The organism is Actinomadura mexicana, from assembly GCF_900188105.1.
Taxonomy (GTDB): Bacteria; Actinomycetota; Actinomycetes; order Streptosporangiales; family Streptosporangiaceae; genus Spirillospora; species Spirillospora mexicana.
The window spans coordinates 231,786-250,813 of the sequence record NZ_FZNP01000008.1 but is presented as its reverse complement, the minus strand read 5'-3'; the positions used below and the strand labels follow the sequence as shown (position 1 = coordinate 250,813).

Sequence of the window (19,028 nt, the reverse complement as noted above, 5' to 3'; positions counted from 1 at the left end):
TGCCGGTGCCGTTGCAGCCGGGGCACGACCGCGTCGCCGGTTTGTTGTGCTTGCCCAAGTCCACCACCCCCTGGGGGTTCATCCTAAGGGCTCGGCCGGTCGCATGCCGTGCCCGCTCATCAGTTCGCCGGCGGGACGCTCCGGGTTCACCGGCGCGCCGGTGAACCCCCGCCGGCGGCCGGAGAACGCCGCGGCGCGGTCGGGCCGAGTCGCGTTCGCCTTCGCCTCCGGCGCTTGTACGCTGTCCCTCACGCGCGCCGTCGTCCGGTCACGGTGCCCCGAGCAAGGAGATCGCGCAGGTTGGTGCCATTGCCGCTGACCACCGCGATCCGTCCCTACGACTGGGGGTCGCGGACCGCTCTGGCCGAGCTGCTCGGAGTCGAGCCGACCGGGCGCCCGCAGGCCGAGCTGTGGGCGGGCGCGCATCCCGCCGCGCCCTCCCGCGTGGACGGGACGCCCCTCGGCGCCCTCATCGACCGCGACCCGATCGGCATGCTCGGCGCCCCGTGCGTGGACCGCTTCGGCCCGACGCTGCCCTACCTGCTCAAGGTGCTGGCCGTCGAGAAGCCGCTGTCGCTCCAGGTGCACCCGACCACGGCGCAGGCCGAGGCCGGGTTCGCCCGCGAGGAGGCGCAGGGCATCCCCGTCGACGACGCCGCCCGCACCTACAAGGACCCTTTCCACAAGCCCGAGATGGTCTGCGCCCTCACCGAGTTCCACGGCCTGTGCGGCTTCCGCGACCCCGGCGAGACCGCCGGCCTTCTCGAAAGCCTGAAGGTCCCCGAACTGGACCCGTGGATCGGAACGCTCCGCGCCGAGCCGCCCGCCGAGGCGCTGCGGACGGTCCTCACCCAGATGCTGGACGAGGGCTCCCGTCCCCTCCAGGCCGCGGTCGAACCGGCACTGACCGGCGTCTACGCCGACATCGCCCGCGCTCACCCCGGCGACCCCGGGGTCCTCGCCGCGCTCCTGCTCGACCACGTCGAGCTCAAGCCCGGCCAGGCCCTCTTTATGGACGCCGGAGTGCCCCACTCCTACCTGGGCGGTCTCGCGATCGAGGTCATGGCGAACTCCGACAACGTCGTGCGCTGCGGGCTCACCGCCAAGCACATCGACGTCCCCGAACTGACGCGCGTCGTCGAGTTCGTCCCGTCCAGGCCCCACCGCATCGAGCCCACGGCCGACCGCCTGTACCGCACGGCCGCCGAGGAGTTCACCCTCGTCCGCCACGACCTCGCGGAAGTCCCCGAGGACCTGCCCGCCGGACTTCCGCAGACGCTGCTCTGCCTGGAGGGCGAGGCCCGCATCACCGCGGAGGCGCCCCTGACGCTCGCCCGAGGCGAGGCCGCCTTCGTCCCCGCCGGGGCCCCCGCCACCCGCCTCACCGGACACGGCACGCTCTACCGCGTGCTCCCGGGGATCGGGTCATGACCGTCCTCGCCCTCGACATCGGCGGCACCAAGTTCGCCGTCGCCCGCGTCGACGCCGCCGGTGAACTGCTCGACCGCGCCGAGCACCCCGTCGGGCAGGCGCCCACCGCCACCCTGCGCGGCCTCGTCGCCGACTTCGCCGGGCCCGGCCTGACCGGCGTCGGGATCGGCTCGGCCGGCCCGATCGACGCGGCGGCCGGAACCGTCAGCCCGATCAACATCCCCCGCTGGCGCGGCTACCGGCTCGTCGCGGCCGTCCAGCGCCTCGTCCCGGGCGTCCCCGTCACCCTCGCCGGCGACGCCCAGTGCATGGCGCTCGGCGAGTGGTGGCGCGGCGGCCACGACTGCGGGTCCCTGCTCGGCGTCGTGGTGTCGACCGGCGTCGGCGGCGGCCTCGTCATCGACGGCCGCCCCTGGACGGGACGCACCGGCAACGCGGGCCACATCGGCCACGTCATCGTCGACCTCGACGGCGAGGCCTGCGTCTGCGGCGCCCGCGGCTGCCTGGAGACGGTCGCCGGCGGCCCCAGCATGGTCCGCTGGGCGCTCGCCCAGGGCTGGACGCTCGCCCCCGCGACGGGCCGCCCCGACGCCCGTGCCCTGGCCGCCGCCGCCCGCGGCGGTGCCCCCATCCCGCTCGCGGCCTTCCGGCGCGCCGCCGGCGCCCTCGCCACCGCGGTCCTCAACACCGCCACCGTCCTCGACGTCCGCGACGTCGTCATCGGCGGAGGCGTGGCGGCCGCGGGCGACCTGCTCCTCGACCCGCTGCGCGCCGCGATCGCCGCCCGAGCCGGCATGCCGCACCTGCGGGACCTGCGCGTGTCCTCCACGACCCTGGAGCGCGACGCCGGCCTCTACGGTGCCGCCGCCCTCGCCCTCCTCGCCTCCGGCATGACCCTGCGCCCCACCCCCTGAAGCAGAGCCTCAACGCTTCCTTAAAGACGCCATAAGGAGGGCGGCGGGGCGGGGGAAGGGTGCCAAGTTCGTTGTGTGGCACTGCGAATGGGCAAAGACACCGGTTCTTTCGCCCCCGGTTCGCCGGGGGAGCGGATGCGCCCCGCGGTGGTCGCCCGGGCCTTCCAGGGGCTGCCGCCCGCGCACCGCGAGATCCTCACCGAGACGGTCTTCCGGGACCGGTCGGTCAACGAGGCCGCCGCCTCCCTGGGAGTGCCGGTCGACGTGGTCAAGGTCCGCGTCTACCACGCGCTCCGGGCGCTCAGCGCGGCCGTGGAGACGCCGCGGACGTACGCCTGACGCCCGCGAGCGCGCGGACGATCGCGGCGAACGCCTCGACGAGCGGGCCTCCGTCCGCCCAGGCGAGCGCGACCCGCAGCGGCTCCACGTCCGTGAGCGGCACCCAGGACAGGCCGGGGCGCGCGTAGTACAGCGCCATGCTGGACGGCGCGAAGCAGATGGCCGCGCCCTCGGCGACCTGTTCGAGCATCTCCTCGACGTTGTCGTTGGTGGGGCCCCAGCGCGGGGCGGACCCGTCCGGTCTGGGGTTGACCGCCCACCAGTCCACCCAAGCGCGGGGCGCGCGATCGGTCCACATGAGGGGCTCGTCCTTGACGTCCATGATGGAGACGCCCTCGGCGGAGGCCAGCGGATGGCCCGCCGGGAGGCCCACGACGCGGGGCTCGGTGTGGACGATCTCCGAGTGCAGGCCGCCGAGGTCGGCGGGCAGCCACACGAACGCCACGTCCACCCGCCCGGCGCGGAGCGCGGCGGTCTCGCCGCCCCAGTCGAAGCGCTTGGGCACCGGGGGATCCGGCCAGGGCCGCCGCGGCGATCCTGAAGGCTCTGGACGCCGAGGACACGCCGCTCAGGCTGCCGCTGGGCAACGACGCGGCGGACGCCGTCGACGCCGCCCTCGCCGGAGCGCGGAAAGAGTTCGCCGCCTGGGAGCCGACCTCCCGAGGCACCGATTTCGAGAAATGAGGCGATAAATGGGTTGCCGGGGCGGAACCGTCCCGGCACGATGGACATCGAAGGTGAGAACGCAGGAAAGACGGGATCGGAAAGGGGAACCGCGATGCGACGTCATCGAATGCACGCCGGCCATTCCGGTCTCGGGAGCCGCCGACGGACGTGATCCGCACGTTCTGACGCCGACCGTCCGAAGACCACGGGCGGTCTTTTCCGTTTCCGGAGGGTTGGCCGAGCGGGAAGGCAGCGGCTTGCTAAGCCGTCGTCAGGGTCGCCCCCTGCGCGAGTTCGAATCTCGCACCCTCCGCGCTGAGCAGGGACGCTGGTGCGTCCGGCGGTCTCATAAACCGCAGCAGGCAGGTTCGATTCCTGCGCTCAGCACGCAAGAACACGTCTCCGTGGCGCAGTGGAGAGCGCGCCGGGTCGCGGACCCGGAGGTCGCAGGTTCGATTCCTGCCGGAGATACGGCTTTCGTGGTGTAGTGGTCTGCACACCAGGTTGTGGTCCTGGCGGTGTCGGTTCGATCCCGACCGAAAGCCCTAGGTGCTTTTGTCCGGCCGTGACCGGCAGATATTGCTCAGGTGCTGGTATCCGGTTGCGTTGCGTTTGATCGAACCTGGAAAAACCTTCCGCGTGTACTGTTCCTCCCCGCGGGCGTTGCGGTCCCGCGCCGCCGGCCTGAGCATGCTCGCCGCGCTGACGCTGACCGTCCACGGCGGTCCCGCCCGGGCGGCCTCGGGCCCCGCGCCCTACCTCGACCCGCAGCTGTCGGTGGAGGACCGCGTCGACGACCTGCTCGACCGGATGAGCCTCGCCGACAAGCTCGGCCAGATGACGCAGCCGGAGCGGCGGTACGTGACGCCGGAGGAGGTCACCCGCTACCGGATCGGGTCGGTGCTGTCCAGCGGGGGGTCGGCGCCCAGCCCGAACACGCCGCGGAGCTGGGCGGACATGTACGACGGTCTCCAGCGGGCCGCGCTCGCCGCGCCGCTGCGCGTCCCGATGATGTACGGGGCGGACGCGGTGCACGGACACAACAACGTGGCCGGCGCGACGATCTTCCCGCACGACATCGGGCTCGGCGCGGCCCGCGACCCGGCCCTCGTCCGCAGGATCGGCGCGGTGACCGCCGCGGAGCTGACGGGGACCGGCGTGGACTGGGACTTCGCGCCCTGCCTGTGCGTGGTCCGCGACGACCGCTGGGGCCGGGCGTACGAGTCGTTCGGCGAGGTGCCCGAGCTGCCCGCGATCATGACGACGCTCATCGACGGGCTGCAGGGGGACGAGCTGGGCGGCCCCACGTCCGTCCTGGCCACGGCGAAGCACTACCTCGGGGACGGCGGCACCGAGGGCGGGGACGACCGCGGCGACACCAGGATCTCCGAGGGGGAGCTGCGCGCGGTGCACCTGCCGCCGTTCCGCGAGGCCGTGAGGCGCGGCGTCGGCGCGGTGATGGTCTCCTACAGCTCGTGGAACGGGCTGAAGATGCACCGGAACAAGTACCTGATCAGCGACGTCCTCAAGCGTGAGCTGGGCTTCACCGGCTTCGTCGTGTCCGACTACAACGGCATCGACGGGATCGACGGCAGGCGGGGGTTCACCGAGGACGAGGTCGCGGCCGCGGTCAACGCCGGGATCGACATGGTCATGGTGCCGGCCGAGTGGCGCCGGTTCATCGACTACCTGCGGGACGCGGTGAAGGACGGCGCCGTCCCGATGTCCCGCGTCGACGACGCGAACCGCCGGATCCTGACCAGGAAGTTCCAGCTGGGCCTGTTCGAGCAGCCGATGGCCGACCGCACGTACCTGAGGACGGTCGGGAGCGCCGGGCACCGCGCGCTCGCCCGCCGCGCGGTCGCCGGGTCGCAGGTGCTGCTGAAGAACGCGGGCGGCGTCCTGCCGCTGGACCGCGACGACAAGGTCTTCGTCGCGGGCCGCAGCGCCGACGACATCGGCATGCAGTCCGGCGGCTGGACGATCAGCTGGCAGGGCGCGCCGGGCCCGACCACGAAGGGCACGACGATCCTGCAGGGCATCCGCAAGGCGGCGGACCCGTCCGCGACCGTCACCTACGGCAGGGACGGGACGGGCATCGACGGGTCCTACGACGCGGCGATCGCGGTCGTCGGGGAGAAGCCGTACGCCGAGTACCACGGCGACCTCACCGGTGACATGGGCCTCGACGACGCCGACCGGGCGACGATCGACCGGCTGCGCGCGTCCGGCGTCCCCGTGGTCGTGGTGCTGGTGTCGGGACGTCCGCTCGACATCGCCTCGGATCTGCCCGGCTGGAGCGCGCTCGTCGAGGCGTGGCTTCCGGGCAGCGAGGGGGCGGGCGTCGCCGACGTCCTGTACGGGACCACCGCACCCACCGGCAGGCTCCCGGTGACGTGGATGCGCGCGGCCTCCCAGCAGCCCATCAACAGGGGCGACGGCAAGAAGCCCCTGTTCCCCTTCGGGTACGGCCTCACGTACAGGTGAGCCTCTCCCGGAGGATCTCTAGTCGGCCAGGGCCGCCAGCGCCTTCTGGAGGTCCTCGGCCGCCCGGTCCACCGGCTTCCTTCCGGTGAGCGCCGCGGTGACGTGCTCCTGGACGGCGGCGCTGACCTCGTTGTACCGGACGACGACCGGGCGCGGCCGCGCCCGGTCCATGCCCTGCCTCAGCACCGGCAGGTACGGGTACCGCTTGATCATTTCGGGGTCGCCGTAGAGGGCGGCGAGGGACAGTGGGAACGACTGGGCGCGGCCGTACTCGTTCTGGACGGGCGGGCTGACGATGTGGGCGATGAAGTCGCGGGCGGTGGCCTGGTGCTCGGAGAACGCCGAAACGGCCAGGTTGTTGCCGCCGAGGGTGCCCGAGCCCGGCCCGTTCTCGCCCGGAATCGGCGCGACGCCGAACTTCCCGGCCACCTTCGAGCCGTCCTTGTCGGCGGCGAGCGCGTAGACGTAGGCCCAGTTGCGGTGGAAGACGAGGTGCCCCTCCTGGAAGGCGCGGCGGCCCTCCTCCTCCTTGAACGTGATGGCCTTCGGCGGGACGGTGCCGTTCTCGAAGGCGTCCACGAGGAACCGCAGCCCGGCCTTGGCCTGCGGGGTGTTCACCCGCGGCCTGCCCGACGGGTCGAAGACCTCGCCGCCCGCGGACTGGACGGCCTCGGAGTAGTTGACCGTGAGCCCCTCGTACTTCCCGTACTGGCCCGCGTAGCAGTCGACGCCCTCGCCGCCGGGCGTCCGGCGGACCTTCGCGCAGGCGTCGCGCAGCTCGGTCCACGTCTTCGGCGGGCTCTTCACCCCGGCCTCGGCGAGAAGGTCCTCGCGGTAGTAGAGGACCCCGGTCCCGGTCAGCCACGGCGCCGCGTACAGCCTGCCGCGGTACCTGCCGGTCTCCAGGGCCGCCGGGACGAACGAGGAGGCGTCCACCAGCCCGTCCGGCAGCGGCGGGATCCAGCGGCGCGCGGCGAACTCCGCCGTCCACACCGCGTCCAGCCGGACGACGTCGTAGGCGTCCGACTTGATCTGCATGTTCTGGACGAGCTGCTGCCGCGCCTGGTCGCCGTCCTCGGGCAGCTCGACGAGCCGGACCCGCTCCTTCGGGTGGCCGTCGTTCCACGCGGCGACGAGCCGCTGCACGGTCCGGGTCAGGTCCTTGCCGGTGGCGACGGTGATGGGCCCCCGGCCGTCGTTGCCGGCCTGCGTCGACGGCCCGCCGGACGAGTCGCCGCAGGCGGCCGGCGCGAGGAGCAGGGACAGCGCGGCGGCGCCCAGGAGCGGTCTGATGGTCATGGGCGCACCGTGCCTTTCGCGGGACGTGACTGCGGGCCGAGCTCGATGACGGCGCCGTCCAGCCGGGCCCGCTCGGCGGCCCACACGACGCGGTGCGAGGCGAGGCTCTCGCGGGGGCCGGAGCTGAGCGGGGCGGGGTCGCCCGCGGCCAGCGCGGCGACGAACGCGTCGGCCAGGGCGTCGTCGGCGTGGTCGTGGCGGCCGTCGGACGCGCCGTCCGGGGCGACGGCGCCGGGCTCGACGATCTCGGTCCCGCCCGTGACGAAGTCGCGGACCGTGATGCGGACGCCGTCGCCCTCCAGGCAGCCCGACGTCCCGAAGACGCGCGTCTGGCGCGGGGCGGCCGCCGTGAACGCGGTCATGGTGAACACGCCGGTCGCGCCGGACGGGAACTCCATGTTCACGACCTGGTGGTCGACCACGTCGTTGTCGCACGCGTAGACGCAGCGCCCGTACGGGCCCTCGCGCAGCGCCCGCAGGACGCCGGCCTCGGTGCGGTCGTCGGTGACCGCGCTGAGCGGCCACGCACCGCGGGCGGGATCGCCGAGGCACGACAGGTACAGCCGTGGCGCGGAGTAGGGGCAGCGTGCCTCCACGGCGCAGTCGACGCAGCGGCCGGCGGCACCGGGAGGCCGCTCCTCGGGCCGGAAGTGCGACAGCCGCCCGAACGAGGACACCCGCGCGGGAATCTCGCCCATCACGTGGATCAGCCAGTCGATGTCGTGGCACGACTTCGTCAACAGCATCGGCCCGGACTCGTCCGCCCGGCGCCAGTTGCCGCGCACGTAGGAGTGGGCGTGGTGCCACCAGCCGACCGGTTCGAGGTGCTGGACGCTGACCGGGGCGCCGATCCGGCCGTCCTCGATCAGCCTCCGGAGGGCGCGGGTGTACTCGGTGTAGCGCATCACGTGGCAGACGGCGAGCATCACCCCGGCGCGCTCGACGGCGTCCACGATGCGCAGCGCGTCCGCCTCGGACGTCGCCATCGGCTTCTCCAGCAGGATGTGGCAGCCGAGGCCGGCGAACCGGACCGCGGGCTCGGCGTGCTCGGCGTCCTGCGTCGCGATGATCACCCCGTCGGCGGGACGGCCCCGCCCGGCCATCTCGCGCCATCCGGAGAACGTCCGCTCCGGCGCGAGGCCGTGCTCGGCCGCGAACCGGGCGCGCCGCACCGGGTCGGGTTCGGCGACCGCGACGATCCGGCCGGCCCCGGCCGCCCGGATCCGCGCGGCGTAGCCGCGGCCGCGCAGCCCCGCTCCGGCCACGGCGATCGTCGGCCCCGTCCGCTGCATCGCGCACCCTTCCGACCTGGCAGTCCGTACCGCCCCGCAGTGGCGGCCGACTTATGCAAGGTGTTTTCATAAATAGTCTGGCAATAATGTCGTCCGTCCGCCGAACGCTGTCAAGGGGTACCCGTGCCGCACCACTCTCTCCACGGAGGCGACCCCTCGGTGCTACGCCGGCTCAACTCCGCCGCCACGCTGCGCGCGCTGCGCGACGGCGGCGAGGCGACGCTGTCGGAGCTGGCCCGGCGCGTCGGGCTGTCCCGGCCCACCACCGAGGGCGTGCTGGGCGAGCTGATCGACCGCGGCCTGGCCGCCGAGGACGCGCCGCGCCCGGGCGGCGGGCTCGGCCGTCCGGCCCGCCGCTACCGGTTCCGCGCGGAGGCCGGCCACGCCCTCGGCATCGACGTCGACGCGCACCGGGTGCGGCTGCTCGTCGCCGACCTCGCCGGCGAGGTCGTCGGCGGGCACCGCGCCGCCCTCGCCGGCGGCGCCGCCCCCGGCGAGCGGATCACGGCGGTGCGCGCCGCGGTCAGGGCGTGCCTGGCCGGGGCGGGCGTCGCCCGGCGGTCGCTGCGGGCCGTCGCGGCCGGTACCCCCGGCGTCGTCGCCCCGGACGGGACGGTCACGTCCTGCACGGTCGTGCCCGGGTGGGAGGGCGTCCACCTGGCGCGCGACCTGGGCCGCTCGTTCTCCTGCCCGGTCCTCGTCGAGAACGACGCCAACCTCGCCGCCGTGGCCGAGCGGTGGCGCGGCGCCGCCCGCGACGCCGACGACGTCGTCTGCGTCTACGCCGCCCTGCACACCGGCATGGGCGCGATCATCGGCGGCCGTCTGCACCGGGGCCGCTGGGGGGCGGCGGGCGAGATCGGCATGCTGGACGAGCTGGGCCTGCGGGACACGAGCGCCTCCCTGGTGCCGGAGGCCGGTTCCGGCCCCGTCTTCGAGGAGGCGGAACGCGTCCTGGACGCGGCCGGGCGCGGGTCCGCCGAGGCGCGGGGCCGGGTGGAGCGGCTCGCCGCCCGGATGGCGCGCGGCGTCGCGGCGATGGCCCTCGCCCTCGACCCGGAGATGATCGTGGTCGGCGGCCCCCTGGCCGGGCCGGGCGCGCCGCTGGTCACGGCGCTGCGCGCACGGGTCGCGCCGCTGTCCCTGAGCCCCGTCCGGATCGAGGGATCCGAGCTCGGTGACGAGTCGGTGGCCCTCGGCGCCGTGCGGCTCGCCCTCGACCGGATCGACGAGGACCTGTTCCGCCTCGACCCCCCGGCCGGGCGCCCGGTGCTCACCGGAACCGGCGAGGAGCACCGAACACGCCCGCCCGCATCGGCATGAAGGCTCCCAGAGGAAATCACTACGCTGCGTACCGAGAGATGACCCTCTGTGCTGTCGGCGGGGCCCGGTAGGGTCTCCGGTGTGCGGGTGAGAGGGGACACCGCACGGACAGGAGCGACATGAGCGCACAACCTGTAGAGCCACTCCTCCCGGGTCAGGTCCACCGGGTCCCGCGGACGATCAAGGGCATCGCCGACTGGCTGACGGAGGAGAAGCGCACCAGGTTCCTCAAGGAGGTCATGGCCGCCAGGGAAGAGGACGACTACAGGCGGGTCATGGACGACTGGTGGGCCGAGGCCCACCTGGCCCAGATCCCGGACCGCGCGGAGCGCCGAGCCAGGGCGCGCAGGGCGGACCGGAGCGAGTTGGTCTCGCTGGAAGAGCTCAAACGGCGGTTCCTGTCGGAGGAAGACGCGGAGAAGTGACCACCGGCCGGAGCGGCTGGACGGTCTTCTGCGAGAAAGAGGCCTCCGACGTGATCGAGGCCATGCCCGCCGCGCTGAAGAACTCGGTGACCCGGTTCTTCTGCGACTTCGCGGTGGCGGGCGGCCTGGCCGTCGACGCCGGAGGCAGTCCCCCCGGAAGACCGTTGGACGACGCCGATCTCGAATTCCGGCTGGTGGTCGGCCGCACCTCGATGTTCTTCGACTACCTCGTCCTCGCCGATATCAAGGAGTTCCGCGTCACGAACATGATCTGGCTCGGGTGACCTGCTGGCCGGGGCTAGGGGGTCAGCGGGGCGCTGAAGTGCCAGCCCTCGCCGAGCAGGGCGTCGGTCGCCTCGACGGCGGCGGCCAGGCGCCGCTCGTGGGGGCCCGTCACGGTGATGTGCGGAAGACCCTGCTTCTCCAGTTCCTCCTGGAAGCGTCCCGACATCCACGACCTGATCAGCTCGCCGTCGCGCCAGCCGTCCTGCTCGAAGGGGACGCCCTCGGGATCGGTCAGGATCCACAGGTGGTGCGGGGTCCGCCCGTGGACGGCCCCGACCTCGGGGGCCGGTGCACCGAGGTAGCGCTCGTGCCATATCGCCGTGGCGAACGCGTCGGTGTCGCAGACCAGCAGCGGCGAGCCCGAGCGGGCCGCCGCGTCCTCCAGGGCCGCGTGGTGCTCGGCGATCTCGGTGAACTCGGCCGACTCCCACACCAGGTCGTCCAGCCAGAGGGACGGGTCGCCCGCCCGCCGTCGCGCGGCGGCCAGCTTCTCCTCGGTGAACGTCCGGCCGTACTCCGGCACCCACCGGGTCGCCTCCCACACCCCGCCCCGCCCGGCGTAGTGGACCGCGAGCGCGCGGGCCAGCGTGGTCGTGCCGGTCGACTCGGCGCCGACCACCACGACTCGTCGCGCCAGATACGCCCGGACGGCCGGCGAGAGGTACTCCCAGTTCCCCACGGGGTCCTCGCGCACGGCGGTGCCGCTGACCGGGAAGCGCTCGCGCGGCGGGTCGACCGGGACGTGCACGGCCGAGAAGCGCTCCGCCAGCTCCGGCCCGTACGCCTCCGAGCTGAACACCGCGTCCACCGGCGGGACGGACACGCCGAGTCCCGACCGCATCGCCAGGCCCGCCCGGAACGCCGCGACGTGCGCGGACCAGGCCTCGTCGGACCCGTAGTCGATCTCCGCGTCGTCCACCACCGGGACGATCTCCACGTGCGGCTGCCGGTGCGCCTCGCGCAGCCACGCCGTCCGCAGCGCGAGCGGGATGCCCTCCGCGGTGGACGCCGCGACGACGACGCTCACCCGGGCGCAGGCCGCGGCGGCCGTGTCGATCAGATGGTGGTGCCCGGCGTGCGGCGGATAGAACTTGCCGATGACGAGGCCGTGCTCGTGCGTCATACGGCCGCCGCCGCGGCGAGGGGCCGCGCGCGCAGGTCGCGGCGCCAGGCCAGCAGCCCGGACACGCACAGCGCCAGGAAGACGAGGTAGAGGGCGCTGGTGAGCTTGAGGTCCTTGGCGAAGTACAGCGGGATGTAGACGAGGTCGGCGATGATCCACAGCCACCACGACTCCAGCAGCTTGCGCGACTGCCCGTAGGTCGCCATGAGGGAGAGCGCGGTGGTGAGGGCGTCCCAGAACGGCACGGTGGAGTCCGTCCAGGCCGACAGCGCCCAGGTCAGCAGGGCGGTGCCCGCGGCGCCCGCGGCGATCAGGGCCGCCCACTCGGCGCCCCGCGTGCGCCGCACCGGGAGCCGGTCGCGGCCGTCCCCGCCGTACAGCCACACCCACCAGCCGTAGAGCTGGAGCGCGACGTAGACGACCTGGAGCCCGGCGTCGGCGTAGAGGCCGCCGTCCAGGAACACCAGGCCGAGCAGGATCACGTTGGCGATGCCGATCGGCCAGTTCGCGATGTTCTGCCGGACGACGAGCCACACGTTGACCGCGCCCGTCGCGAAGCCGAGCAGCTCCGCCCACGTGGTGGGGACCGACCCGAGGTGGAAGGCGGGGTCGAGCAGCGGGCCGAGCGGGACGTTCACCGACATGCCCGCCATGATCACATATCGTCAGTCAGACGACAAGTGGATCAGGCGATGTCCAGCAGGACGACCGGGGACGTCGTCGGACGCGCGGACCCGCCGGCGGGCTCCACGGTCACGCCGACCTTGTCCCGCGGCCGCCACGCCCCGGCGACGACCGGGCGATCCGGCTCGCCGGGCAGCAGGCCCGCCGAGCGGGGTCCGTCCGCGCCGATCAGCCACAGCTGGTAGGCCCTCGACGACGGCAGCGGCCGCAGCCCGGACGAGGCCACGACCACCCCGCCGCGCGATGCGGACGCGACGACCGTGACCGTTCCGCCGCCCGCGGCGCGGCCCGTCGCCGAGCGCGCGTCCGGCGCCGACAGTACCGACGCCACATCCCGGTAGGCGGCCTCCGTGCGCTCCACGCGCTGCCGTTCATGGACGGCCACCCCGGCGGAGACGGCCGTCACCAGGCACGCCGCCGCGGCCAGCCCGGCCGCGGCGGCGCGCCGCCACCGCCTCGGCCGGATCGGCCGCACGCCCGCGTCCCGGTCCGGGGACGCGGGCGGCAGCTGCCGGACGTTCCGGACGTCGGCCAGTACCCGGGCGCGCAGCCGCGGCGGCGGGGCCTCGGCGACCGCCATGCCCAGCCGGGCCGTCGTCGCCCGGAACTCGCGCAGCTCGGTCGCGCACGTCTCGCACCCGTCGAGGTGCCTTTCGAACGACCGCCGCTCCCCGGCGTCGTCGATCGCGTCCAGCGCGTACGCGCCGGCGAGGGCGTGCAGATCGTCCGTCACCGTTCCACCCCCAGGCAGTCGCGCAGCCGGATGATGCCGTCGCGCATCCGGGTCCGCACCGTGTTCGGCGGCGCGTCCACCAGCGCGGCCACCTCGCGGTAGGAGTGCCCGCCGTAGTAGGCGAGCGTCACCGACTCGCGCTGCAGGTGCGTGAGCGTCCCGAGGCAGCGCCGCACCCGCTCGTGCTCCAGCCGGGTCTCGACCCGCTCGCCCACCGGGTCGTGCGCGCCGCCCGCCCCGAGGGGGACGGTCCTCGCCTCGCGCTCGCCCGCGGCCTGCTCGCGCCGCACGCGGTCCACGGCCCGGCGGTGCGCGATCGTCAGGATCCACGCCATCGCGCCGCCGCGGCCCGGGTCGTAGCGGGCGGCCGACCGCCACACCTCGATCATCACCTCCTGCGTCACCTCCTCCGCCATCGCCGGATCGCGGACGACCCGCCGCACGAGGCCGTGCACGGGCGCCGCGGCCGCGTCGTAGAGCAGCTCGAACGCGCGCTCGTCGCCGCGCGCGGTCCGGCCGAGCAGCGCGTCCGCGTCATGCCCGGACACCGTGCCGCCGTCCGGCGGTCTCGTCCCTGCCGGCATGCCGCGCTCCCCTCCGTGGGCCGTCCGTCCGGCACTACGCATCCGGGGCCGCCCAGGATCGGAAATCATAGGACCAGGCTCCGTAACGTGAGTCCCAGCCCGAGGACGACCACCGTCGCGGACGTCCCTACCGGCATCATCCCGGCAATTGGCATCATTCCGCCGGGAAGTCGGGGCCGCATGGCCGGAATGCGCCGCGCCAGGGCCCGCGCGGAGCCGGCGACGAGGAGGCCGACCGCCAGGAGCGCGGCGGCGAGGCCGAGCCCGTAGGCCAGGACGAGCACGACCCCGAACCAGGCCCGGCCGATCGCCGCGCCGCCCACCAGCACCACGACGGCCGACGGGCTCGGCACCATGCCGCCCGCCAGCCCCATCAGCACGACCCCGCCCCGCCGCGAACGCGCATGCCCGTCCCCGTGCCCGTCCCCGTGCCCGTCCCCGTGCCCGTGGCCGTGGCCGTGCCCGTGCCCGTGCCCGTGGGTGTGGTGCCGGCTGCGCAGGGCGCGCCGCAGCAGCAGCGCCCCCGCCGCCGTCACGAGGACGCCGCCCGCCGCGCCGAGCCAGGGGAACAGCGTCTCGGGCGCCAGCAGGGCCCCGGTCGTCACGAGCAGGCCGAGGGCCAGGACGCCGGCCGTGTGGGTGAGCGTGACCGTCAGGCCGAGCGCGAGCACGTCCCGCGTCCGGCGCCGCCCGTCCCCGATCGCGTGCGCCGCCATGATCGTCTTGCCGTGGCCGGGCGCGAGCGCGTGCAGGGCGCCGAGCAGCAGCGCGACCAGGAACGCCAGGACCGCGAAACCGGGAGTGAGGTCGTGCCGCGCGACCAGGGACGTGAACCGCTGCGTCAGCCCGTCGGCGCCGCGCGGCAGCAGCGCTCCGGGCCCGCCGCCGGACGCGGGGGCCGCGAGCGCCGGCCCGCCCGCCCGCACGTGAAGGGCCGCCGACCGCTGGTCGAGCGGGGAGGCGAGCAGGTCCGCCGGGTAGGCGGTGAGGCGGCGGCTGCGCGACGACGCGGGCACGCCGGACGCGGCGAGCGTCATCCGGTCGCCCCGCGCGGTGATCTCCCGCCAGCCGATCCGGCCGCCGGCGTCCGCGGCCCGGAAGGACACCGTCCCCGGTCCGGCGGGCGCGGTGATCCGGCATTCGAGCCGCAGCGTCGGCAGCCCCGCCTGGCCGTGCGGAGCCGACGCGGCGGCGGACGCGACCGTCGCGGTGACGGGGCGCCCGTCCACGGTGATGCGCAGGGACGAGGCCGCCCGCGTACAGGCCCCGTCCGCCCAGGTCGCGAGCTCGCCGCTGGACGGGCGCCCGTCGCGGTCGGCGTCGAGCCCCGGCATCGCCTGCGCGGCGGGGATCTCGGCGAGGTCCTCGACGTGGTCGATCCGCAGCTCGTGCGGCGCCGCGACCAGCCCGTCGTAGTGGTTGACGGTGAAGTTGCCCAGGGGATGCGCGGCGAGCATCCCGGCGGCGAGCGCGAGAACGATCACGACGCACCTTCCAGGTCGTCCAGGGCCGCCTTGGCGCGCGGCGCCCACAGAGGTGAGAAGTCCGGGTTGCGGTGCAGCGACCCGGCCAGGTCGCGCCGCGCGGCCGCACGCTCGCCGAGGGCCTTCTCGATGACGCCGAGATGGAACCGGAAGGACGCGCGGCGGTATCCGGTGGCCGTCGCCTGCCGGGCGTAGCGGAGGGCCTCGCCGTCCCGCCCGTTGACGTGCAGCGCCCAGGCCAGCGCGTCGGCCGCGTGCACGCCGCACCGCCGCACGCCCGCGCCCGGGCAGCGCCGCCGGTACTCGGCCCGCGCCGCCCGCAGCGCGTCCCCGGCGTCGCCGTGGTCGCTCTCGGACAGCGCGGTCTCCAGGTCGGCGTCGACGCCGTTGGCCCTGGCGATCCGCGCCCACGCCGCCGCGACCGCGTACTGCCGTTCCGCCTCGTCCCGGCGTCCGGCGGACTCCAGCAGCTCCCCGTACTCGGTGAGGTACTGCGGCAGCGGGAGCCGCCGGACGATCTCGGCCCGCTCGGCGAGCGCCCCGGCGGTGTCGCCCCGCGCGGCCCGGACGCGGGCCTCGCCGTCCATGGCGGGCAGGTGCCCGGGGGAGAGGCGCAGCGCCTCGGCGTACTCGCGCCGCGCCCGGCCGAGGTCGCCGTCGTTCCAGGCCAGCTCGCCGAGCTGCACCGCGACGTAGGCCAGGTCGCCGCGGTCGGTGGCGGAGGCCCGCGCGAGCCCCAGCACCCGGCGCGCCTCCGCGACCTCCCCGCGCAGCTCCCGCACGTACGCGAGCCGGGTGAAGACCGGGATCCCCGGGCGGACGGCGTCCGCCCGGCGGGCGGCGGCCAGGGCGCCGTCGTAGCGGCCGAGCTCCACCAGCGCGTCCACCCGGACGGCGGCGGCGCGCTGCCCGTAGGGGTTCGCCCTGAGCGCCCCGTCCGCGTACCGCAGCGCCCCGTGGAAGTCGTGGCGCGCCGCCGCGAGCGCGCCGAGCCCGGCCAGCGCGCCGTCGTTCCCGGGCGCCTCCCGGAGGGACCGGTGGAGCACCTCGTCCGCCTTCGGGTAGTACGCCGGGTCCGCGGTCACCCGGGCCTGCTCCACGTACGCGATTCCGAGGGACGCCCAGCCGGCGGCGTCGCGGGGCTGCTCGCGCAGCCGCTTCTGCAGGCCGGCGACGCCCTCGGCGGGGGCCCCGGCCGGGGCCGCCGCGGCGCGCTCCCCGGACGGGCGGCCGAACGCGACCGCCGATCCGAGGGTGAGCGCCGCGACGAGCCCCGCCGCCGAGGCCCCGGTGAGGAGGGGACGCATCAGTTCTCGTGCCGTCCCGTCGCGGGACGCCGGCGCCGCAGCCACAGCAGCCCGCCGGTCAGCACGAACGCTCCCGCTCCCGCCACCGCCGCGACCGGCGCCAGCAGGCTCCTCCCGCCCTCGCCGTCCGATGTGCTCTCGGTGGCGCCCGCGTTGAGGAAGTTCACGGGCCCTCCGTCGCCCTTGCCCGCCGCGCCCGCGGCCTTCGTCCCCGGCTTCGTCGCCCCGCGCACGTCCGACCCCGAGTGGGGCTGCGCCACGTACGGGAAGCCCTTGCCGAACCCGGCGTCGTTGGCGTTGACCGCGTCGCCGAGGTCGTTCTTCTTGCCGAGCAGCTCGCCCTCGACGGCCTGCAGCTCGATGTCGACGACGTCGTCGGTGAGCCGCCGCCCGTTCGGGAAGCCCGCCTTGTCGCCGCCGAGCACGCCCAGCCGGTCCGGGTTCGCGGCCGGCCGGATAGAGGTGTTCAGCCGCAGCAGCTCCGCCGGCCGCACGCGGGCCGGCTGGTTCAGCCCCGGCACCCCGGTGAGGAACGCCTGGACGAGGTCCTTGCGGGGCCCGGGCGGCGCCGGGATCTTGTAGATCTTCTCGATGAGCTTCGGCAGCTCGGGGTCGGTGACGAACCCGGCGAACTGCGCGTCCTGCCACGGGGTGGACGCGTTGAAGGTGTCCTTCCTGCCGCGCGGAATGACCACCTCGTTCACCAGCGGGCTTCCGAGCCGCGACACCTGCGCGTACGCGCCGGACGCGGAGAGCCGCGACACGGTCGAGTTCACCCCGATCACCGGGTCGTGCCCCGTGACGAGGTGGCGCGTCGGGATCTGCAGCGCGACCGTGTTGACGTTGTAGCCGCTCAGCGTGTCGTTCCCGACCTCCTTCAGGTTCGCGCCGTACAGCAGGTCGAACACCCGCAGGTCGAGGAAGAACGGGTCGTCGGCCTGCCCGGCGAACGACGTCGTTCCGCCGCCGAGCGGCCTGACCGCCTGGGCGCGCAGCTTCGCGTAGTCCGGCATGGACGCCCTGCCCACGTTGGACGGCGCGACGGGCGCGTTCTCGGCGAGCGCGCGCTCGCTCCTGACCTGGCCGTCGACCCGCCGGACCAGCGTCAGGTCGTAGGTCTGCGTGAAGTTGAGGTCGGGGTCGTCCAGGCTCGTCACCGGCCCGGTGTTGTAGAGGAAGGTGTTCGCGTTCTTCAGCCGGTCGTGGAAGCGGAACCGGTAGGTGAGGTCGGGCAGCGAGTCGCCGTCGTTGTCGACGTTGAGGTCGTACCTGGCGTCCCGCGCGAACTTGTAGAAGTTCGGCCCGCCCGCGGGGTCCTGGAACGGGATGAAGTTGGCGATCAGTGTGGTGGTGTCCGGCCTGTCCGGACTGACGAACGCGTACACGTCGGTGTTGTCGTACTGCGGCTGCCCCGAGATGAGCGGCGCCTCGCGGTGGCTGGACGCGGTGCCCTGCCGCGGCGCGAGTCCGGCGAACCCGCCCGCGAGCAGCAGGCCCCCGGCGGCGGCCATCGCGACGACCCGCGCCCTGGACGTTCCCCCGGCTGGATGGAGTGTCGGCATCGTGGAACCCTCGCCGGTCTCCGGGTGCCCGCCGCGGCGGCGCCTTTCCGTGGCGCTGGGCTACGTTGCCGCGACGCCGGATCGACCGGTCTCTTCGCCTTGCCCGCGGATACTTCGCGGCCCCCGCCGGATCTGATTGGTCGGATTCGGCCGCTGGCCGGATACGGCCACCGCCCCGCCGCTCGCGCTTGACAATGAGTGAGCGCTCACTCAGAATCGGGAGGGCAGGCACCCGACTAGGAGGCACCGATGTATCCCGAGCTCAACGGCATGGTCGCGGTCATCACCGGCGGCTCGCGCGGCATCGGCGCCGCCACGGCGCGCGCGTTCGCCGCCGAGGGCGCGAGGGTCGCCGTCATCGGACGCGACCAGGCGGCGCTCGGCCAGGTGGCCGAGGAGACCGGCGGGATCGGCGTCGCGGCCGACGTCACCGACCTGGCCGCCGTCGAGTCCGCGCGGCTGCGGATCGAGGACGAGCTCGGCCCGGCCGGCGTCCTGTGCGCCTTCGCGGGCGGCGGGATCGCGCGTCCCGGCCCGACCGCGGCCATGACCGAGCAGGAGTGGCGGTCGGTCCTCGACGGCAACCTCACCGCGACCTTCCTCACCCTGAAGGCGTTCCTGCCCGGCATGCAGGAGCGGAAGGCCGGTTCGATCATCACGATGTCGTCGTCGGCCGGGCGCCTGCCGACGAACCTGCCGGGCGGCGGCGGACGGGAACTGGGCAACCCGTGGGGCGCCCCCGTCGCCTACGAGGCCGCCAAGGCGGGCGTCCAGGCCCTCACCCGCCACGCCGCCGCCGAGGCCGGGCAGGACGGCGTCCGCGTCAACTGCGTCGCCCCCGGCACGATCCGCACCGAGCGCACGGCCCGGTTCATGCCGCCGGAGACCCAGGCCGCCGTGGCCGCCTCCCACCCGCTCGCCCGCCTCGGCGAACCGGGCGACGTGGCGGCCGCCGCGCTCTTCCTGGCCTCGTCCCAGTCCACCTGGCTGACGGGCCTCACCCTCGACGTCACCGGCGGCCGCGTCATGCTCTGAGCCCCCGGCAGGACGCGGAAGGGCCCTCGCCGCCGGCGGCGAGGGCCCTTCCGCG

The 19,028-nt window shown here is 74.6% G+C and carries 18 protein-coding genes and 4 tRNA genes; 12 read left to right on the top strand and 10 right to left on the bottom strand.

Annotated elements, in window-relative coordinates:
* Nucleotides 1–303: 303 nt before the first annotated feature.
* The 3 genes from manA to CHC11_RS22105 all read left to right on the top strand — a co-directional run bounded on the left by manA (nucleotide 304) and on the right by CHC11_RS22105 (nucleotide 2,684).
* A complete protein-coding gene (gene manA / locus CHC11_RS22115; protein ID WP_245919574.1) occupies nucleotides 304–1,431 on the top strand; it encodes a mannose-6-phosphate isomerase, class I in 1,128 nt (375 codons plus the stop codon).
* Nucleotides 1,428–2,345, top strand: a complete 918-nt coding sequence (locus CHC11_RS22110; RefSeq protein WP_089313668.1) for an ROK family protein — start codon at nucleotides 1,428–1,430, stop codon at nucleotides 2,343–2,345. Before manA ends, CHC11_RS22110 begins: the two co-directional genes overlap by 4 nt.
* Before the next feature lie 75 nt (nucleotides 2,346–2,420).
* Nucleotides 2,421–2,684: a sigma factor-like helix-turn-helix DNA-binding protein gene (locus CHC11_RS22105; RefSeq protein WP_245919572.1), complete on the top strand. Its 264-nt coding sequence runs from the start codon at nucleotides 2,421–2,423 to the stop codon at nucleotides 2,682–2,684.
* Here CHC11_RS22105 and CHC11_RS22100 read toward each other — a convergent pair.
* Nucleotides 2,647–3,189, bottom strand: a complete 543-nt coding sequence (locus CHC11_RS22100) for a LysR family substrate-binding domain-containing protein (RefSeq protein ID WP_218826194.1) — start codon at nucleotides 3,187–3,189, stop codon at nucleotides 2,647–2,649. The two genes, CHC11_RS22105 and CHC11_RS22100, sit on opposite strands and share 38 nt — an antisense overlap.
* A gap of 388 nt (nucleotides 3,190–3,577) precedes the next feature.
* Between CHC11_RS22100 and CHC11_RS22090 the strand changes: the two genes are divergently transcribed.
* The 5 genes from CHC11_RS22090 to CHC11_RS22075 all read left to right on the top strand — a co-directional run bounded on the left by CHC11_RS22090 (nucleotide 3,578) and on the right by CHC11_RS22075 (nucleotide 5,837).
* A tRNA-Ser gene (locus CHC11_RS22090) sits at nucleotides 3,578–3,663 on the top strand.
* 1 nt (nucleotide 3,664) lies between these two features.
* Nucleotides 3,665–3,737: transfer RNA gene (locus CHC11_RS41475), tRNA-Met, on the top strand.
* Between the two features lie 11 nt (nucleotides 3,738–3,748).
* Nucleotides 3,749–3,821, top strand: a tRNA-Arg gene (locus tag CHC11_RS22085).
* Between the two features lie 2 nt (nucleotides 3,822–3,823).
* Nucleotides 3,824–3,895: transfer RNA gene (locus CHC11_RS22080), tRNA-His, on the top strand.
* 94 nt (nucleotides 3,896–3,989) lie between these two features.
* Nucleotides 3,990–5,837, top strand: coding sequence for a glycoside hydrolase family 3 protein (locus tag CHC11_RS22075; protein WP_245919570.1), 1,848 nt, complete (start codon nucleotides 3,990–3,992; stop codon nucleotides 5,835–5,837).
* A gap of 18 nt (nucleotides 5,838–5,855) precedes the next feature.
* Here the strand turns inward: CHC11_RS22075 and CHC11_RS22070 are convergent, their stop codons facing one another.
* Both CHC11_RS22070 and CHC11_RS22065 read right to left on the bottom strand, forming a co-directional pair.
* Complete coding sequence (locus CHC11_RS22070) at nucleotides 5,856–7,136, bottom strand: ABC transporter substrate-binding protein (RefSeq protein WP_089313666.1); 1,281 nt, start codon at nucleotides 7,134–7,136, stop codon at nucleotides 5,856–5,858.
* Nucleotides 7,133–8,428, bottom strand: coding sequence for a Gfo/Idh/MocA family protein (locus CHC11_RS22065; protein WP_089313665.1), 1,296 nt, complete (start codon nucleotides 8,426–8,428; stop codon nucleotides 7,133–7,135). Before CHC11_RS22065 ends, CHC11_RS22070 begins: the two co-directional genes overlap by 4 nt.
* Before the next feature lie 123 nt (nucleotides 8,429–8,551).
* On the opposite strand from CHC11_RS22065, the gene CHC11_RS22060 reads away from it, so the two are divergent.
* From CHC11_RS22060 to CHC11_RS22050, 3 genes are all read left to right on the top strand, one after another.
* The gene (locus tag CHC11_RS22060) at nucleotides 8,552–9,751 is read left to right on the top strand and encodes an ROK family transcriptional regulator (RefSeq protein WP_089313664.1); all 1,200 of its coding nucleotides are present in this window, start codon (nucleotides 8,552–8,554) and stop codon (nucleotides 9,749–9,751) included.
* Between the two features lie 119 nt (nucleotides 9,752–9,870).
* On the top strand, nucleotides 9,871–10,176 hold the full coding sequence (locus CHC11_RS22055) for a hypothetical protein (protein ID WP_089313663.1): 306 nt from the start codon (nucleotides 9,871–9,873) through the stop codon (nucleotides 10,174–10,176).
* Nucleotides 10,173–10,460 carry a hypothetical protein gene (locus tag CHC11_RS22050; RefSeq protein ID WP_089313662.1) on the top strand — a complete coding sequence of 96 codons (288 nt, stop codon included), beginning with the start codon at nucleotides 10,173–10,175 and terminating at the stop codon, nucleotides 10,458–10,460. Before CHC11_RS22055 ends, CHC11_RS22050 begins: the two co-directional genes overlap by 4 nt.
* A 14-nt stretch (nucleotides 10,461–10,474) precedes the next feature.
* On the opposite strand, the gene CHC11_RS22045 is transcribed toward CHC11_RS22050, so the two are convergent.
* From CHC11_RS22045 to CHC11_RS22015, 7 genes are all read right to left on the bottom strand, one after another.
* Nucleotides 10,475–11,584, bottom strand: a complete 1,110-nt coding sequence (locus CHC11_RS22045) for an AAA family ATPase (protein WP_089313661.1) — start codon at nucleotides 11,582–11,584, stop codon at nucleotides 10,475–10,477.
* Complete coding sequence (gene pnuC, locus CHC11_RS22040; RefSeq protein WP_089313840.1) at nucleotides 11,581–12,228, bottom strand: nicotinamide riboside transporter PnuC; 648 nt, start codon at nucleotides 12,226–12,228, stop codon at nucleotides 11,581–11,583. The genes CHC11_RS22045 and pnuC overlap by 4 nt, the downstream gene beginning before the upstream one ends.
* 41 nt (nucleotides 12,229–12,269) lie before the next feature.
* Entirely contained in the window at nucleotides 12,270–13,001 is a 732-nt protein-coding gene (locus CHC11_RS22035) for an anti-sigma factor (RefSeq protein ID WP_089313660.1), read from the bottom strand.
* A complete protein-coding gene (sigK, locus tag CHC11_RS22030) occupies nucleotides 12,998–13,585 on the bottom strand; it encodes an ECF RNA polymerase sigma factor SigK (protein WP_089313659.1) in 588 nt (195 codons plus the stop codon). Before sigK ends, CHC11_RS22035 begins: the two co-directional genes overlap by 4 nt.
* Before the next feature lie 65 nt (nucleotides 13,586–13,650).
* Nucleotides 13,651–15,069 carry a sulfite exporter TauE/SafE family protein gene (locus CHC11_RS22025; RefSeq protein WP_218826193.1) on the bottom strand — a complete coding sequence of 473 codons (1,419 nt, stop codon included), beginning with the start codon at nucleotides 15,067–15,069 and terminating at the stop codon, nucleotides 13,651–13,653.
* Nucleotides 15,066–16,376, bottom strand: a complete 1,311-nt coding sequence (locus tag CHC11_RS22020; protein WP_089313658.1) for a tetratricopeptide repeat protein — start codon at nucleotides 16,374–16,376, stop codon at nucleotides 15,066–15,068. Before CHC11_RS22020 ends, CHC11_RS22025 begins: the two co-directional genes overlap by 4 nt.
* Nucleotides 16,376–17,938 carry a DUF4331 domain-containing protein gene (locus CHC11_RS22015; protein ID WP_089313657.1) on the bottom strand — a complete coding sequence of 521 codons (1,563 nt, stop codon included), beginning with the start codon at nucleotides 17,936–17,938 and terminating at the stop codon, nucleotides 16,376–16,378. The genes CHC11_RS22020 and CHC11_RS22015 overlap by 1 nt, the downstream gene beginning before the upstream one ends.
* A gap of 249 nt (nucleotides 17,939–18,187) precedes the next feature.
* Between CHC11_RS22015 and CHC11_RS22010 the strand changes: the two genes are divergently transcribed.
* Nucleotides 18,188–18,973, top strand: coding sequence for an SDR family NAD(P)-dependent oxidoreductase (locus CHC11_RS22010; protein WP_089313656.1), 786 nt, complete (start codon nucleotides 18,188–18,190; stop codon nucleotides 18,971–18,973).
* Nucleotides 18,974–19,028: the final 55 nt, after the last annotated feature.